Origin of the sequence: Arthrobacter koreensis (genome assembly GCF_009193255.1) — a bacterium.
Lineage (GTDB): Bacteria > Actinomycetota > Actinomycetes > Actinomycetales > Micrococcaceae > Arthrobacter_B > Arthrobacter_B koreensis.
The window spans coordinates 1-16,403 of the sequence record NZ_WACG01000007.1 but is presented as its reverse complement, the minus strand read 5'-3'; the positions used below and the strand labels follow the sequence as shown (position 1 = coordinate 16,403).

At 66.1% G+C, this 16,403-nt stretch carries 14 protein-coding genes; 6 read left to right on the top strand and 8 right to left on the bottom strand.

The window, feature by feature from the left end; all coding sequences use genetic code 11:
• Positions 1–227: 227 nt before the first annotated feature.
• The 4 genes from GD628_RS14120 to GD628_RS14105 are packed head-to-tail and all read right to left on the bottom strand — an operon-like array spanning position 228 to position 3,757.
• Positions 228–1,370: an adenylate/guanylate cyclase domain-containing protein gene (locus GD628_RS14120; protein ID WP_091606482.1), complete on the bottom strand. Its 1,143-nt coding sequence runs from the start codon at positions 1,368–1,370 to the stop codon at positions 228–230.
• Positions 1,363–1,926 carry a PH domain-containing protein gene (locus GD628_RS14115; protein ID WP_152275176.1) on the bottom strand — a complete coding sequence of 188 codons (564 nt, stop codon included), beginning with the start codon at positions 1,924–1,926 and terminating at the stop codon, positions 1,363–1,365. Before GD628_RS14115 ends, GD628_RS14120 begins: the two co-directional genes overlap by 8 nt.
• A gap of 31 nt (positions 1,927–1,957) precedes the next feature.
• A complete protein-coding gene (locus GD628_RS14110) occupies positions 1,958–2,845 on the bottom strand; it encodes a biotin--[acetyl-CoA-carboxylase] ligase (RefSeq protein WP_091606488.1) in 888 nt (295 codons plus the stop codon).
• Between the two features lie 60 nt (positions 2,846–2,905).
• Entirely contained in the window at positions 2,906–3,757 is an 852-nt protein-coding gene (locus GD628_RS14105) for an SDR family oxidoreductase (RefSeq protein ID WP_152275175.1), read from the bottom strand.
• Between the two features lie 300 nt (positions 3,758–4,057).
• Between GD628_RS14105 and GD628_RS14100 the strand changes: the two genes are divergently transcribed.
• The 5 genes from GD628_RS14100 (at position 4,058) to GD628_RS14080 (ending at position 10,149) form a co-directional block, all read left to right on the top strand.
• Positions 4,058–5,653: an acyl-CoA carboxylase subunit beta gene (locus GD628_RS14100; protein ID WP_091606494.1), complete on the top strand. Its 1,596-nt coding sequence runs from the start codon at positions 4,058–4,060 to the stop codon at positions 5,651–5,653.
• Positions 5,650–5,925, top strand: coding sequence for an acyl-CoA carboxylase subunit epsilon (locus GD628_RS14095; RefSeq protein WP_091606496.1), 276 nt, complete (start codon positions 5,650–5,652; stop codon positions 5,923–5,925). The genes GD628_RS14100 and GD628_RS14095 overlap by 4 nt, the downstream gene beginning before the upstream one ends.
• 18 nt (positions 5,926–5,943) lie before the next feature.
• Complete coding sequence (locus GD628_RS14090) at positions 5,944–7,662, top strand: DUF885 domain-containing protein (RefSeq protein WP_152275174.1); 1,719 nt, start codon at positions 5,944–5,946, stop codon at positions 7,660–7,662.
• Positions 7,663–7,987: 325 nt separating this feature from the next.
• Positions 7,988–9,442, top strand: a complete 1,455-nt coding sequence (locus GD628_RS14085; RefSeq protein WP_152275173.1) for a dicarboxylate/amino acid:cation symporter — start codon at positions 7,988–7,990, stop codon at positions 9,440–9,442.
• A gap of 83 nt (positions 9,443–9,525) precedes the next feature.
• Entirely contained in the window at positions 9,526–10,149 is a 624-nt protein-coding gene (locus GD628_RS14080) for a Maf family protein (protein ID WP_152275172.1), read from the top strand.
• A gap of 329 nt (positions 10,150–10,478) precedes the next feature.
• Here the strand turns inward: GD628_RS14080 and GD628_RS16765 are convergent, their stop codons facing one another.
• Positions 10,479–11,438 (bottom strand): hypothetical protein, encoded by a 960-nt coding sequence (locus GD628_RS16765; protein ID WP_226802565.1) that lies wholly within the window; start codon positions 11,436–11,438, stop codon positions 10,479–10,481.
• A gap of 193 nt (positions 11,439–11,631) precedes the next feature.
• On the opposite strand from GD628_RS16765, the gene GD628_RS14070 reads away from it, so the two are divergent.
• Positions 11,632–13,416 carry an acetyl/propionyl/methylcrotonyl-CoA carboxylase subunit alpha gene (locus GD628_RS14070; RefSeq protein ID WP_152275171.1) on the top strand — a complete coding sequence of 595 codons (1,785 nt, stop codon included), beginning with the start codon at positions 11,632–11,634 and terminating at the stop codon, positions 13,414–13,416.
• A 75-nt stretch (positions 13,417–13,491) separates the two neighbouring features.
• On the opposite strand, the gene GD628_RS14065 is transcribed toward GD628_RS14070, so the two are convergent.
• The 3 genes from GD628_RS14065 to GD628_RS16990 form a co-directional block, all read right to left on the bottom strand.
• The gene (locus tag GD628_RS14065; protein ID WP_152275170.1) at positions 13,492–14,892 is read right to left on the bottom strand and encodes an MFS transporter; all 1,401 of its coding nucleotides are present in this window, start codon (positions 14,890–14,892) and stop codon (positions 13,492–13,494) included.
• 237 nt (positions 14,893–15,129) lie between these two features.
• Positions 15,130–16,248, bottom strand: coding sequence for an IS30 family transposase (locus GD628_RS14060; RefSeq protein WP_420837577.1), 1,119 nt, complete (start codon positions 16,246–16,248; stop codon positions 15,130–15,132).
• A gap of 45 nt (positions 16,249–16,293) precedes the next feature.
• Complete coding sequence (locus GD628_RS16990) at positions 16,294–16,377, bottom strand: integrase core domain-containing protein (RefSeq protein WP_420837578.1); 84 nt, start codon at positions 16,375–16,377, stop codon at positions 16,294–16,296.
• Positions 16,378–16,403 lie beyond the last annotated feature (26 nt).

Below are 16,403 nucleotides of genomic sequence, written 5' to 3'. Positions count from 1 at the left end.
CCTCAATGCTGACACGTGGTTCCCCCTGTTGCGATCCCCAAAAGCCGTGCCGGTTCTCCGCGCCTTGTTGATGCGGTGTCCAATCGCTGGGCGGCAGAACGCAGGCAGACGGACTTAGTGTCGCATATTGCTAAGGTTCCTGCCCAAAAAAGTCAGGGGGTGTGGAGTTCTCCGGGGATCGCTCCGGCTGCACGCGTGGATCCCTGACCCGGACTCCGCCTGCCGGACTAGTCCAGGACCAGGCCGGGGCCGGTGCCCCGGGCGAGCGTCACCGGGTGGATCTCCCCGAAACCGCGCACGTTGCGCGGGGAATGCGGAATGAGGATGAACCGTTCGTTGTTGCGCAGCGCCGCCGCCGTCGAGGCATCGGTCAGGACCGTTCCGGGCTCCGCGAGGGAGGTCAGGCGGGAAGCCAGGTTCACGGTGGGCCCGTAAATGTCGCCAAGCCGGGACAGGACGCGTCCCCACACCATGGCTACGCGGGCGGAGGGCAGCAGCTCATCCTCCGTGAACGCCTTGGCCAGGGCCAGCGAAATCTCGGCTCCCGCTTCCGGAGTCTCCGCGTTGAACAGGACTTCGTCACCGATGGTCTTCACCAGCCGGCCGCCGCCCACCGAGATGATCTCGGAGCACTTGTGCTCGAAACGCTGCACCATCTGTGCCAGCGTTTTCTCATTCATCTGCCGGGAGAGGCTCGTGTAGGAAACCAGGTCGGCAAAGCCAACGGCGCGTGCCAGCGGCAGCGGATTGTCATCCGTTTCCCCTTCATGGCTCGCAAGGCCGGCCTCGGCCCGCAGCGCGAGCCGCTGGATGGCAGCATTCAGCTGCCGCTTCCAGGCATAGACCAGCGTCTTTTCCAGCGGTTCAACCAGGTCCGGCAGGGCAGCAACCAGCCGCTTGCGCGCCTCGGCGTCCGTGATCCCGCGCTGGACCACCATTTCCTCGACCAGCGCTTCGATCTGCCACACCACCATGCGGTCCGTCATTTGTCCGATGGACCGCATGATCGAGATCGCGGCTTCCTCGGTCAGCCGTTCCTCGCGGACCAGCTCGATCACGGTGCTGAGGGCGTCCTTGTCCGCCTCCGTGAAGAACACGGCGTCGTCGTCGAGGTTCGGAAAACCCATGGCGCGCCAGAGCTTGCGGGCGGAGAGCAGGGACACGCCTGCCCCTGCGGCGGCCTCGCGCCGCTTGAGTGTCCGGGGGCCGCCGATCAGCTGCGCTTCGAGCCGCCGGACATCCTCGCGGTCAATCGAACCGGAAGATCCCGGAATTGCGGGCTTATCCGGCAGGGGGACTGCGTTCATCGACAGTGTCAGCGGCTCGGGCTCGGCGGCACCATCCGGTGCGTCCTGGCCCTGCTCACTCATCGCTGCTCCATTCGTCGTCGTAGACCGCGCTTCCTTCAATATCTACACCATCGAACATTACGGTCATTGGCAGCTCTTCTATGGTGGCCAACACAATCGACTTAAACCGGTGCACTTCCGGAACCGACGGATAGTCAATGACCCTCCCCCTGCCCAGATCCACGCGCAGGGTTCCGGCGCGCTGCATGCGTTGCAGTATCCCCTGCCTGGCTTCCAGCTGGCAGATGGAGGCCAGCGGAAGGTCGTGTTCGCGCCGCCTCAGCACTCCGCGGCGGTGGATCATCCTGCGGTTGGTCAGCACATACCGTGCAGCGTTCCAGCGCAGCACGGCCGGGACGCAGAAACGCAGCAGGATCAAGAGCACCAGAATGGCGACGGCGGGAGCCAGCACCGGCGTCCATTCCGCCAGTGACGCGGGTACCGACTCCCGCCCGAGGTAACCGAGAGCGAAACCGCCAGCAGCGCAGGACAGCACGGCAAGGAGCACAGGACCGGCCAGCGGACCCGCGTGCGGCCGTGCGGATACGATCACCTGCTCGCCGGGCTCCAGCCTCATCCGCACCGGAATCCGGGGAGTCGAAGTTTGGTCATGCCTGCGCGGGCCTCAGGTGAACCACGTCGGCGGCCGTGACGGTCTGCCGTTCCCCGGTCTCCGCGTCCACCACAACGAGCCCGCCGTGGGCGTCCAGGTCCACCGCGCGGCCGGTCAGCTCACCTCCGCCGGGCAGCTCGGCGCGGACGTGCTGGCCGAGGGTGGTCATGCGTGCGGCTACCAGGTCCCGCAGGCTCCCGCCGCCGGGCCAGGCGGCCAGCGCATTGCCGTCGACGGCGCAGAAGGCACGGTAATCCCCGGCCAGCTGCAGCAGGTAGTCCTGCAGCAGGATGTTCCGGTCTGTGGTGGAGGCGTACTCCATCAGCAGGCTCGTGGCGGTGGGAACCGGTTGGTCCTCGTCCGTCAGTGAGACGTTCAGACCCGTACCAACCACGACGGCGGGCGGATTGCCGGAGCTTTCCGGAACGAGCTGGGCCAGGACGCCGGCGAGTTTCCGTCCGTCAACCAGGACATCGTTGGGCCATTTGAGGCGGGGCTCGACGCCGGTGCGGGCTGCCACGCTCTTGGTCAGCGACAGCGCTGCAAGCAGGGACAACCACCCGTAGGACTGGGTGGGCAGCGGCCGACCGGCAGGGTTGACCGGGCGCAGCAGCACACTGACAAACAGCGAGGAACGTTCCGGCGCCTGCCAGGAACGTCCCAGCCGCCCGCGGCCCGCGGTCTGCAGCTCGGCAGTCAGCACGGACAAGTCCGGGTACTCGGAAGGCACCAGCCGCGCGGAGTCCGCCAGGTCCGTATTGGTGGATCCGGTTTCGGCGACGACGTCCAGGCGGGCCAGCGGACCCGCAGGTGCTACAAGGCTGGCCTGGAGGCGCTCCGGTTCCAGGGGCGGGCGCTCCATGCTGGAGTAGTGCAGGTGCATGATCCCGATCTTACGCGCCGCCTCCCCCGCTCCCCGGTGGACCCGCTGGCCTCCCCCCGGTTAGAGGAAGAAATCGGCCATCAGCTTGTCTTCGGGTGCACCCAGGCTGTATTTCGTGAAGTCAGTAGTGCCTTCCTGCCGGAGCACCTCTTCATCCGTGTAGAAGTTGCCGGTTGCCTCGCGGCCCGGACGGGTGAGGATGGCGTGGGCTGCGTCTGCCATGATGTCCGCGCTGCGGGAGACCTGTGCCAGCTCGGATCCGCCGGGCATGTTGCGGATCGCGGCGGTGTCGATCGAAGTGCACGGCCACAGCGAGTTCACGCCGATGCCGTCCTTCCTGAGTTCCTCTGCCAGGCCCAGGGTGGTCAGCGACATGCCGTACTTGGCCATCGTGTAGGCGAGGTAGCTTCCGGCCCACTTGGGGTCCAGGTTCAGTGGCGGGGAGAGGGTGAGGATGTGCCCGTTGTCCGATTCGCGCAGGGCCGGCAGCGCTGTCTTGGACAGGAGGAACGTGCCTCGGGCGTTGATGTCCTGCATCAGGTCATAGCTTTTCATCGTGACGTCGTCGGTGTTGCGCAGGTCGATCGCGGATGCATTGTTCAGCACGATGTCGATGCCGCCGAAATGCTCCGCCGTGGCCGCTACGGCCCCGGCAACGTCCTCGTCGCGGCGCACGTCGCCGATGATCGGCAGGGCCTTGCCGCCGGCGGCTTCGAGCTGTTCGGCCGCCGTGTAGACAGTGCCTTCCAGCTTCGGGTGCGGTTCAGCGGTCTTGGCGAGCATCGCAATGTTGGCGCCGTCGGCAGCGGCGCGGAGGGCAATTGCCAGGCCGATCCCCCGGCTTCCGCCGGACATGAGGATGGTGCGGCCGGCCAGCGAACGCGGGGAAGAGGATGCTGTGTTCGAAGTCATACGGACAGGGTAATGCACCTGCGTCGAAAATGTTACTGGCCAGTAACATGCGGCTCCCGGCAGACACGGAGTCCCGGAGGCGCTGCCGGCAGCGGCAGTCGGCAGCCAAACCGCCGGGCGCTTTCAGGTGGGCCAAGGCACGCAGACACAAATTGTAGGTTTCCTACACCCTGCCCGCGTGTGGGTGCTCACTAGACTGGGTGAATCGCCCGCACGCTTGTAAGAAACCTACTGAACCGCTGTGCGGCCCTCGGGGTGGCGATCCACCTGCCGCCCGCCAGACCCAGCACCGGAGAGTAAATGAGCCTCGACCAGGACATCGATCTGCAGACGACCGCCGGGAAAATCGCCGACTTCCGGCGCCGCCAGGCACAGGCGCTGGTGCCCTCCGGCGAAGCGGCAGTTGCCAAGCAGCACGCCCGCGGCAAGCACACAGCCCGCGAGCGCATCGACCTTCTCCTGGACGAAGGCTCGTTTGTTGAGTTCGACGCCCTCGCCGTCCACCGCTCCACCGCGTTCGGGATGGAGAAGAAGAAGCCGCTCGGCGACGGCCTGGTCTCTGGCTACGGCACCGTGGACGGACGCACGGTTGCGGTCTACAGCCAGGACTTCACCGTCTACGGCGGCTCCCTGAGCCAGGTCAACGGTGAGAAAATCGTCAAGGTCCAGGAATTCGCGCTGCGCAACGGCTGCCCAGTGGTCGGCATCCTCGACGGCGGCGGAGCCCGCATCCAGGAGGGTGTTGCCTCCCTGGCGATGTTCGCCGATATCTTCCGCAACAATGTCCACGCGTCCGGCGTCGTTCCCCAGATCTCCCTGATCATGGGCCCCTCCGCCGGCGGTGCCGCGTATTCCCCCGCCCTCACCGACTACGTGGTGATGGTGGACAAGACCTCCCACATGTTCATCACCGGCCCGGACGTCATCAAGACCGTCACCGGTGAGGACGTGGACATGGAAACCCTCGGCGGCGCCCGGCAGCACAACGCCACCACGGGCACCTCTACCTACCTCGCCTCCGATGAGGAAGACGCCGTGGACTTCGTCCGCGAACTGCTGGACTTCCTGCCCAGCAACAACCTCGCCGAAGCCCCGCTGGTCCCGTTTGACCAGGACCCGGAAACCAACGACGGCGACCTGGCTCTGGACGCACTCATCCCGGACTCCGCCAACCAGCCCTACGACATGCGCACCGTGATCGAGCAGGTGGTGGATGACGGGCACTTCCTGGAGATGCAGGCCCTCTACGCACCTAACGTCATCATCGGCTATGGCCGGCTGGAAGGGCACACTGTTGGCATCGTGGCCAACCAGCCCATGCAGTTCGCCGGAACCCTGGACATTGCCGCCTCGGAGAAGGCAGCCAGGTTTGTCCGCAACTGCGACGCGTTCAACATCCCCATCCTCACCTTCGTGGACGTGCCCGGCTTCCTGCCCGGCAAGGACCAGGAATTCAACGGCATCATCCGCCGCGGCGCCAAGCTGCTCTACGCCTACGCCGAGGCCACAGTTCCCAAGCTGACCGTGATCACCCGCAAGGCGTACGGCGGAGCGTACATCGTCATGGGGTCCAAGAAGCTCGGCGCGGACCTGAACCTGGCCTGGCCCACCGCCCAGATCGGCGTGATGGGAGCCCAGGGAGCGGTGAACATCCTGTACCGCAGCCAGCTCGCCGCCGCCGCTGCCGAAGGACGCGACGTCGAAGAAGTCCGGCAGGACTACATCACCGCCTATGAAGAGGAACTGCTCAACCCGTACCAGTCCGCTGAACTCGGCTACGTGGACGCCGTCATTGCACCGTCCGAAACCCGGCTGCAGCTCATCCGCGGACTGCGGGCACTGCGCGAAAAGCGCGCGGCCCTGCCGCACAAGAAGCACGGAAACATTCCGCTGTGAGCGTCTTTGATTCCGGCTCCGAAACCGCGGGCCCGGCCGTACCCGCCGAGCCGTTCCTGCAGGTTGTCTGCGGCAACCCGACGGAGGAGGAGCTGGCGGCCCTTACCGCCGTCGTTATTGGCCTGGGGGCCGCTTCCCCCGAGGCGGACCTGTCCTCTGGAACACTCCCGGAGAAGGACCCCGCGCGCACCCGCAGGGCGTGGACCCGGCGCCGTGCGCTGAGCCTTCAGCCCACGCCAGGGCCGGGCTCGTGGCGGCGCAGCTACCGCTGACACGCTACGCTCGGACGTGTGACTGAACAGACAACCTCATCAGATAACCTGTCCAACGCCGGTTCGCGCACCCCCACTGCGATTGACGCCGTCGCCGAAGCTTTCACGCAGAATCTGCTCACCCTGGATCCGTCATTTGCCACCACGCTTGGCATTCCGGGCCACGAAACCGAGTACGCCGACTACTCCCCCGCCGGCCTTGAATCCATGGCCGAGGCAATGCGGGAGACCCTTGAGCGCCTTGAGGACCTGCAGCCGGTGGACGACGTGGACCGCGTCACCCTGGACGCCATGCGTGAGCGCCTGGGCCTGGCGCTGGAGATCCACGAATCCGGCTGGGACCTGGCAGACCTGAACAACATCGCTTCCCCGGCGCAGGACATCCGCGCCATTTTCGACCTCATGCCCACGGACACCGTGGAAGCCTGGGAACACATCTCCGGCCGCCTGCACAACGTTCCCGACGCCGTCGCCGGGTACATCACCTCGCTGCGCCACGGGGCCGAGCAGGACCGGGTAGCGGCCCGCCGGCAGGTCAAGATCGTCATGGAGCAGGCGTCGAAGTACGCCGACGACGGCGGATTCTTCGACTCCTTCACCTCCGGTGCCGCACTTCCGGACGGGGCTGCGCTGCCTGAGCAGCTGCAGGCGTCCCTGAAGGAGAATTCCGACGCCGCCCGCGCCGCCTACCGCTCGCTGGTCAGCTTCCTCGAAACCGAACTGCTGCCCTCGGCCCCGGAAAAGGACGCCGTGGGAGCAGAGCGCTACGCACTGTTCTCCCGCCAATTCCTCGGCTCCGCCGTTGACCTGGAAGAAACCTATGCCTGGGGCGTGGCCGAACTGGACCGCATCATCGCTGAGCAGGAGAAGGTGGCCAACCAGATCAAGGAAGGCGCCTCAGTCCGCGAGGCAATGGACCTGCTCGACGCCGACCCGGAGCGCCAGCTGCACGGCACCGCCGAGCTGCAGGCCTGGATGCAGGAACTCTCCGACCGCGCCGTCAGCGAGCTCTCCGAAACGCACTTCGAGATCACCGGCCCCATGCGCCGGCTCGAGTGCATGATTGCGCCGACCAACGAGGGCGGCATTTACTACACCGGCCCGTCGGAGGACTTCTCCCGCCCCGGCCGCATGTGGTGGTCCGTCCCCGAAGGGGAAGACACCTTCACCACGTGGAAGGAGACCACCACCGTCTACCACGAGGGCGTTCCGGGCCACCACCTGCAGATCGCCACGGCAACCGCCGCCAGCGACACCCTCAACAGCTGGCGCCGCAACGTCTGCTGGGTCTCCGGACACGGCGAGGGCTGGGCACTGTACGCCGAGCGCCTGATGGAGGAACTGGGCCACCTCTCCGATCCCGGAGACCGGATGGGCATGCTTGATGCCCAGCGCATGCGCGCCGCCCGCGTGGTCTTCGACATCGGCGTCCACCTGGAGCTTGAGGTCCCCGAGCGCTGGGGAACCGGCACCTGGACTCCGGAGAAGGGCTACGACTTCCTGAAGCAGAACATCGCCATCTCCGAGGGCCAGCTGAACTTCGAGTTCACCCGGTACCTCGGCTGGCCGGGGCAGGCACCGGCCTACAAGCTGGGACAGCGCCTCTGGGAGCAGATCCGTGACGAAGTACGCACCCGCGAAGGCGACGCCTACGACGCGCGGACCTTCCACACCCGGGCACTGCGCCTGGGCTCGGTAGGCCTGGACACCCTGCGCCGGGCCCTGCTGGAAAACTAGCGCTACCCCCTTTTTGAACGCCCGGCCGGTTTCCGGCCGGGCGTTCCTGTTCTCCGGGTGTTTCTGCAGTCGTCTCCCCTGCTGCCCAGGTGTTTCTGCCGGGTGCGTGTTTCTGCTGCCCAGCACGCCGGGAGCGCTCCGGACGGGCGGGGGCAAGGATGGGACAATCGTCACAGTGGGGCAGGGAATAAGAATTCCACTTCGGCGGGTCCGCGCCACAGAACGGCTCGCACGCGCATTCTTCCAAGGGTGCCCCCTTTGCGGCCGCGTAACATTTCGCAATACCGAAACGGCTCTGATAAAGGATCACGTCTAGCATCGAACGGTGACATCACCCCAGACCTCCCCACAGTCCCCCGCCGCAGCCGAGACCCGGCGCCGGCTTCCGCGCTGGGCCACCTCCTTCGGCCCGCAGATCATCGCAGCCCTGCTGGTCGGCCTCGGCCTGGGCCTGCTGGCCAAGAACATGGGCACCGTTGACGGCGAGCCCAACTGGCTCACCACCACGCTGTCCACCATCGGCTCGAGCTACGTCTCGCTGCTGAAGGCCGCCGTCGTACCCCTCATCTTCACCGCCGTCGTCAGCTCCATCGCCAACCTGCGCCAGGTATCCAATGCCGCGCGCCTGGCCTGGCAGACACTGCTGTGGTTCGCCATCACCGCCCTGATCGCCGTCGCGATCGGTATTGCGCTCGGCGTCATTATGCAGCCCGGCGCCAATGCCGATGCCACCGCTCCGGACGGATACGACGGCGGCACCGGCAGCTGGATCGGTTTCCTCACCGGCCTGATCCCGGGCAACTTCCTGGGCCTGACCGCCTCCACCTCGGAGACGCTTACCACGTCGCTGAACTTCAACGTGCTTCAGGTCCTGGTCATCGCGATCGCCGTCGGCATCGCCGCCCTGAAGGTCGGCAAGCCTGCCGCGCCGTTCCTGGCACTGAATGCCTCCGCCCTGGCCGTCATCCAGAAGGTCCTGTGGTGGATCATCCGCCTGGCTCCGCTGGGTACCGTCGGCCTGATCGGCCGTGCCGTAGCCACCTACGGCTGGGACACCATCGGCTCCCTGGGTACATTCACCCTCGCCATCTACGTGGGCCTGGCCATCGTCCTGTTCGTGGTGTACCCCGTGCTGATCAAGTCCCACGGCCTCTCGGTCCGCCAGTGGTTCTCCGGCGCATGGCCGGCAATCCAGCTGGCGTTCGTTTCCCGTTCCTCCGTGGGCACGCTCCCGCTGACCCAGCGCGTGACCGAGCGCAACCTCGGTGTACCCCGGGCCTACGCATCCTTCGCCGTACCGCTGGGTGCCACTACCAAGATGGACGGCTGCGCCGCGATCTACCCGGCCATTTCCGCGATCTTCGTGGCACAGTTCTTCGGCATTGACCTGAGCATCGGCCAGTACCTGCTCATCGCCGTCGTCGCCGTCCTGGGTTCCGCGGCAACTGCCGGAACCACCGGCGCCGTCGTCATGCTGACGCTCACCCTGTCCACCCTGGGACTGCCGCTCGAAGGCGTTGCCCTGCTGCTCGCCGTCGACCCCATCCTGGACATGGGCCGCACCGCCGTGAACGTTGCCGGACAGACCGTGGTCCCCGCCATCGTTGCCAAGCGCAATGGAATGCTGCAGCCGGAGCTCTACGACGCAGAGCGCAACGGTGATCCCTTCGCCGACGATTCGGTTGAATCGGACACACCTGAGACGGGTGCGGCAGAACTTCCGTCACAGGAGAGCACTTCCGCTTCATCCGCTACCGTGGAGACGGCGAACAGGGGGTAAGGTTTTCCTGCTCGCACTTCTCCGAGAACGGCCGTCCCACTGCGGGGACGGCCGTTCTTCGTTTGCCCACTAGGCTGGGAAGCGTGACTGAACTGATTCTTGCCTCCGCTTCCCCGGCCCGCACCAAGCTTCTGGCCAACGCCGGCATTGCCCACCGCGTGCTGGTTTCCGACGTCGACGAAGACGCCGTGACGGCCCGCTACGGACCCACCGACCCGCACGATACCGCGCTCCTGCTCGCCCGTGCCAAGGCCGAGGCCGTGGCGTCGCTGCCCGAGTCCGAGGGCGCACTGGTGCTCGGCTGCGACTCGGTCTTCGAGTTCCAGGGCGAGGCGCACGGCAAGCCGTGGGAGGCCGACGTCGCCCGCGAACGAATCCGGCGGATGAGCGGAAACGTTGGGGTGCTGCATACCGGCCACTGGCTGGTCGACTGCCGCGACACCGAGGAGGACGGCTCCGGCGCCACCCTCGGCGCTGTCAGTTCCGCGGAGGTGCACTTCGCGAAGCTGCTCGACGACGAAATTGAGGCTTACGTCGCCACCGGCGAACCGCTGCAGGTTGCCGGGTCCTTCACGATCGACTCTCTTGGCGGTGCCTTCATCGAAAAGGTCGTCGGGGATCCGCATGCCGTTGTGGGTCTTTCCGTCTCGACGCTGCGCCATTTGCTGGCCAGCGCCGGTGTTGGCGTGACCTCGTTCTGGCAGTAGCTCTCGCAGGGTCAGCAGCTGCGGGGCTGCGGGGCTGCGGGGCTCGCAGCCTAGCTGCCGCGCGGCCGGGGCAGCCGGCGGCGGCGCGTTGTGCCGCGCGTGGCCGTGCCAGCCGTGCCTCCGGGCATCATCCTGTGGCGCAATGAAGTCGCTTTGGGCCTCTCCGTACGTCCTGTGGCGGGATGTGGTTCCTTCGACCGCTGAAGAGGGACAATAGCGCGACACAGGATGCATCGGCGTTGAGCCAAAGGACGCTGTCGCGACACAGGATTTTGTCCGCTCCTACTGATTACGCCGCTATTGCCCCACATGATGGGCTATTCGGAACCTCATTCCCCAAGCCCGGCGCCTGGAGTCCATCCGCCCAGCTTCAGCCCGCGAACAACCTTTCCCGCCACCCATTCGGGCCCCCTGTGCATATCCAGAGCAGAGACCTTCACCTGATGCCATTGGAGCTCGCTGACCAGCAGATCCCGGTTGTGGTCACGGAGCTGCTGTTGCCGCATCAGGTGGTGCTCGCCGTCGTACTCAACGCAGGTGCGGAACTCCGGACAGCCGAGGTCGGACCATAAGACCGGCCTCCCTTCGGCATCCAGGAGCGGAAGGTTTGGGTGAAATGTGGGGAGCCCGGCTTCGCGCAGCAACAAGCGCAGATGAGTCTCGGGCCCCGAGTCCACTCCCACCCGAACCAAATCTACCGCTGCGCGCGCATTCCTGATATGTGGAACCCAGCGTGCACCGTCCACGTAACTCCTCAGGACTTCGAACCGAACCACGGCCCGGCGCACTTGACCGTAGCTTCGTCCATGCTCGCTGACCAGCCAGTCGCCCGCGGCCACGAGGTCCGGCAACGCAAGCATGCCCGCCAAGTCAATGAAGGTCCGAACGGGAGACGTGGCTCGGACGCCCTCCGATGGAAGGACAATCTCCGATTCGGCCAGATTCAGCCGATGGCATCGCACGTGCCGTCGACTGGTAGCGGCAGCAGCCCGGGCACGCGCCAGATGCAGCACCGGCTCCCGCCGGAACGACGCCGGCAGCGGAATCCCATGCAGCCTGGCCGCCGTCGTATGGCTGAGCACGGCATCCGGCAGCAGCTGCAGGTACGGCCGGGCGCGGGCCGCGAGATCCCCGGCATCGCCGTCGGCTGCACGCGGAACCCGGATTCCCCGGCTGGGAATCCGCAGGTCAGAGGCGCGGAGCCTGCCCCTGGTGAGCCCCGCCCGCTGCGCATCAGCGGCAAGGAACGGGTCAGAGAACGACGGCGGGAGCGGCTTCGGCGTGCGCATCCACCAGTTCTACCGGCTGGTCCGGACAGCCGCCCGGGATATCCACAGATCCAAACGGGTCGCCACACCACGACACCATTTGTAGGGTCCCCACAACTAAACCTGCCGCCCCACGCAGAAACAGCACGGTTTATGGCGGGACACCACAAAAGCGCGCTACGCTCCCAAGAGATCAAAGGAGCCAGTGCATTTCATGAGCCAGAACACCCCCGCCCCGCTGGGCAAGGTCCTGATTGCCAACCGCGGTGAGATCGCCGTCCGGATCATCCGGGCCGCCCGCGACGAAGGTATCGGCACGGTCGCCGTTTATGCCGACCCGGACAGGGACGCACTCCACGTCCGGCTGGCCGACGAGGCCTACGCCCTGGACGGCAGCACCGCCGCAGATTCCTACCTGGACATGGACAAGGTCCTCGCCGCTGCAACGCGTGCCGGCGCCGACGCCGTCCACCCCGGGTACGGCTTCCTCTCCGAGAACGCGGAGTTCGCCCGCCGCGTGATCGACGCCGGACTCACCTGGATCGGCCCCTCCCCAGAGGCCATTGAGCAGCTTGGAGACAAGGTGCGCGCACGCCACCTGGCCGCGAAGGTAGGGGCACCCCTGGTTCCGGGCACCTCGGATCCGGTGTCCAGCGCCGATGAAGTCCTGGCCTTCGCATCCGAACACGGACTCCCGGTGGCCATCAAGGCAGCATTCGGCGGCGGCGGACGAGGCATCAAGGTTGCCCGCACGCTGGAGGAAATCCCCGAACTGTATGACTCGGCCGTCCGTGAAGCCACCGCAGCATTCGGCCGCGGCGAGTGCTTCATCGAACGGTTCCTGGATTCTCCCCGCCACGTTGAAACCCAGTGCCTGGCTGATGCGCACGGCAACGTCGTCGTCGTTTCCACCCGCGACTGCTCGCTGCAGCGCCGCAACCAGAAACTCGTTGAAGAGGCTCCGGCGCCGTTCCTCACCGAGGAACAGACCCGGCGGCTCTACGAATCCTCCAAGGCCCTGCTGCGCGAAGCCGGCTACCAGGGCGCCGGAACGTGCGAGTTCCTGGTCGGCACCGACGGAACCATCTCCTTCCTGGAGGTGAACACCCGCCTGCAGGTTGAGCACCCGGTCTCCGAGGAGGTCACCGGGTTGGACCTGGTCCGAGAGCAGTTCCGCATTGCCCGCGGCGAAGAGCTCGGCTACGGCGATCCCGAGGTCCGCGGGCACTCGATCGAGTTCCGCATCAACGGCGAGGACGCCGGCCGCGGATTCATGCCTTCCCCCGGCACAGTCGAGTCCCTGCGCCTGCCCACCGGCCCCGGCGTCCGCGTCGACTCCGGCATCGAAGCGGGCGAAACTGTCGGCGGCAACTTCGACTCAATGCTGGCGAAGCTGATCGTCACCGGCGCCACCCGCACCCAGGCCCTGCAGCGGGCGCGCCGCGCCCTGCAGGAATTCGAAGTCACCGGCCTGCCGACCGTCCTACCCTTCCACGCCGCCGTCGTCGCGGATCCCGCGTTCGCGCCGGAAGAGGGACCGTTCAGCGTGCATACCCGCTGGATCGAGACGGAATTCGACAACACCATTGCACCGTTCAGCGGATACCCGGCAGGCGGGAACGACGACGACGCCTCCCGCCAGCGCCTCACGGTCGAGGTGGGCGGCAAACGGCTTGAGGTTGTCCTGCCCGCCGGCATGGCCCAGATGGCTGGGAAGGGCGGCGCCGCGGCCAACGGCAAGCAGCGCAAGGGCCGCTCACGGTCCGCCACGGCGGCTGCAACCGGCAATGACCTGACGTCCCCCATGCAGGGAACCATCGTGAAGGTGGCAGTCGAGGATGGCGCCCAGGTTGCCGAGGGGGACCTGATCGTGGTCCTCGAGGCCATGAAGATGGAACAGCCGCTCACCGCGCACAAGTCAGGAACCGTCAGCGGCCTCTCGGCAGCCCCCGGAGCCACGGTGACCGCCGGCGCGGTCATCGCCACCATCCTGGACTAGGTCCTACCCGGCCGGCACAGCACAAGAGGCCCGGATCCACACGGATCCGGGCCTCTTGGCGTTCCAGCAGGCGAACTAGCTGGAGTGGTTTACGTAATCCACGTCCTTGGTTTCGCGGGTAACCCACAGGGCGATGAAGGTCAGGACCGCCATGGAGGACAGGTAGACGCCTACCAGCCACGGGCTGCCGTCAGCTGCCTGCCACAGGGCCACGGCGATGAACGGGGCAACAGCGGCGCCCAGGATCGAGGAGACGTTGTAGGCGATGGCGGAGCCTGTGTAACGGACGTTGGTCGGGAACAGCTCAGGCAGTACCGCACCCATCGGACCGAAGGTCAGGCCCATCAGCGTGAAGCCGATGATCAGCAGCGCCATGGTGCCCACGAACCCGCCGCCGAACAGCGGATCGAACGCGAAGCCAAAGACGAAGATCGCTGCGGTGACCCAGAGCAGGGTCTTGCGGCGGCCGTGCTTTTCGGCCAGCGGACCGGCAACCATGGTGAAGATACCGAAGAACACGACGCCGACGATCAGCATGATCAGGAAGTCATTGCGCGCGTAGCCCAGTCCGGAGGCGAATGAATCCGGATCGAAGGCCTTGCCGGCGGCTTCTGCCTTCGCAGCGGCTTCTGCCTCGGTCTTCGCGGCGGTGCCGTAGGACAGCGTGAAGGTGGTCATCAGGTAGAAGAGCACGTACGTGGCCAGCATGATGAAGGTGCCGGCAATCATCGGGCGCCAGGAGAACTTGAACGCAGCGGCCAGGGGCAGCTTGCTCACTTCACCGGAGTCGACAACCTTCTGGAAGGCCGGGGTTTCCACCAGCTTCAGGCGGACGTACAGGCCAATGATGACCATGACGGCGCTGGCCAGGAACGGGATGCGCCAACCCCAGGACATGAAGGCTTCCTCGGAGAGGTTGAAGCTCAGGATCAGGAACAGGCCGTTGGCCAGGATGAAGCCGATCGGAGCGCCCAGCTGCGGGAACGTGCCGTAGATGGCGCGCTTATTGGCGGGGGCGTTCTCGGTGGCCAGCAGCGCCGCGCCTGACCACTCGCCGCCGAGGGCCAGGCCCTGGGCGAAGCGCATGACAACCAGCAGTGCCGGTGCCCAGAAGGTCCAGCCGGGCATGTCGGCGGTCGGCAGGCAGCCGATCAGGAACGTGGCGATACCCATGGTGAGCAGGGAGGCCACCAGGGTGCCCTTACGGCCCACCTTGTCGCCGAAGTGCCCAAAGACGATGGATCCAAGCGGACGCGCGATGAATGCCACGCCAAACACGGCAAAGGAACTCAGCAGCGCGGTAACGCCCTCTGCGTTCGGGAAGAAGAGGATCGGGAAGACCAGTACTGCGGCCGTCGCGTAGACATAGAAGTCGTAGAACTCAATGGAGGTTCCGACCAGCGACGCTACGATCACGCGACCGCGTGAGTTTGCGGGTGCCTTTTCGGTTTCGGCACTTGGTGTGTTTGTTGACATGGCAAGTCTTTCGGGTGCGGATGGAAAGTAGGATTATCGTAGAACCCCGCGTCCGCCATTCGGACATTGGTCCACATTGTGGACGTAACGTTGGACAAACCCTTATTCCATGCGCCGGAATGCGGGCCTCACTCGACGCGTTCCGCCGGGACACCCCCTTTCCCATCCCCCGCGAGATAGCAGAAACTGCCCGTATCAGGAGGCGGATTCTAGGGGTGGTTGCAACACCTTGGGTTGTTAGGTGCTTAGAAGTAGATCACGTAAACGCTCGGCTGGGCTGTCCCAGTCGAGCGTTTTACGTGGGCGTCCGTTGAGCTTCTGGGCTACGAGTTCCAGGTCTTCGGGTGAGTGGACGGAGAGATCGGTTCCTTTGGGGAAATACTGACGCAGCAGCCCGTTGGTGTTCTCGTTCGATCCGCGCTGCCAGGGGCTGGCCGGATCACAGAAGTAAACCGGCATTCCGGTGGCCATGCTGAAAGACCGGTGCCGGGCCATTTCCACGCCCTGGTCCCAGGTCAGCGACCCGCGCAGATGCCGGGGCAGGGAACTCATGGCCTTGACCAGCCCGTCCCTGACGGTCTCGGCACTGTGGTCTCCGGGCAGGTGGATCAGCATCACGTACCGGGTGCTGCGCTCGACGAGGGTGCCTATCGCGGAACGGTTATGGGCACCGGTTATCAGGTCTCCTTCCCAGTGGCCGGGCACTGCCCGGTCCTGGACCTCGGCCGGGCGGGCGGAAATCATCAGGGCCTCATCGATGAACCGGGGCCGGCGACGGTCCGGTTCGCGGTGCCCTACCCGCCGTGCCCGCCCGGTACGCAGCGCGGCCTGAACCTCACGCTTGAGCCCGCCGCGTGCCTGAAAGTAAAGGCTCTGGTAAATCGTTTCGGGGCTCACACGCATCTCCTGGTCATCGGGAAAATCTGAGACCAGCTTCTTCGAAATCTGCTCCGGGGACCATTGAAGCACCAGGCCGGCCTGAACATACTCCCGCAGCCTGCCGGAGAGAGCGAGCTTCGCCGTTTTCGGGCGGTGCCGGCGCCCGGCTGCGAGGCGGTGCGCGGCATGAGGCAGGTACCCCATCCCCGCGGCAGTGTTCCGGGCCAGCTCCCGGCTGATCGTCGAGGCCGGCCTGCCCAGCACCCTGCCGATACCGCGCACTGATTCACCGGCACGGCGCAGGTCCTGGATCTGTTCCCGCTCGGTCAAGGACAGGCACCGGCCGTTACCCGGGGTCACGGGCAGTTCGGAAAGAGGGTTCACCCCCTCGTTGTAACCGGTGCCCGGCCCGCCGGCACGGAAGCGGGCTCCGGCCCGGGACCGTGTCAGCCAGCGCCGTGCCCGGCCCGCGTCCACACCAACAGACCTGGCCGCCTCACCTAGGTGTACTGAGACAGCACGTTAGTTACACCGGGTGATGGGTGCTTTGCCTCCGAGGCTGCCGTGTGGGCGTTGGTGGTTGTAGAAGTCTAGCCATGGTTGCAGGGCATCGGTCCGGGCTTGGTTCGAGT

Excerpts from the sequence above, each read along its gene's own strand:
- GD628_RS16765 (WP_226802565.1), bottom strand. The coding sequence starts at position 11,438 with ATGCGCACGCCGAAGCCGCTCCCGCCGTCGTTCTCTGACCCGTTCCTT.
- GD628_RS14105 (WP_152275175.1), bottom strand. The coding sequence starts at position 3,757 with ATGACTTCGAACACAGCATCCTCTTCCCCGCGTTCGCTGGCCGGCCGC.
- GD628_RS14100 (WP_091606494.1), top strand. The coding sequence starts at position 4,058 with ATGAGCCTCGACCAGGACATCGATCTGCAGACGACCGCCGGGAAAATC.
- GD628_RS14120 (WP_091606482.1), bottom strand. The coding sequence starts at position 1,370 with ATGAGTGAGCAGGGCCAGGACGCACCGGATGGTGCCGCCGAGCCCGAG.
- GD628_RS14070 (WP_152275171.1), top strand. The coding sequence starts at position 11,632 with ATGAGCCAGAACACCCCCGCCCCGCTGGGCAAGGTCCTGATTGCCAAC.
- GD628_RS14065 (WP_152275170.1), bottom strand. The coding sequence starts at position 14,892 with ATGTCAACAAACACACCAAGTGCCGAAACCGAAAAGGCACCCGCAAAC.
- GD628_RS14115 (WP_152275176.1), bottom strand. The coding sequence starts at position 1,926 with ATGAGGCTGGAGCCCGGCGAGCAGGTGATCGTATCCGCACGGCCGCAC.
- GD628_RS14110 (WP_091606488.1), bottom strand. The coding sequence starts at position 2,845 with ATGCACCTGCACTACTCCAGCATGGAGCGCCCGCCCCTGGAACCGGAG.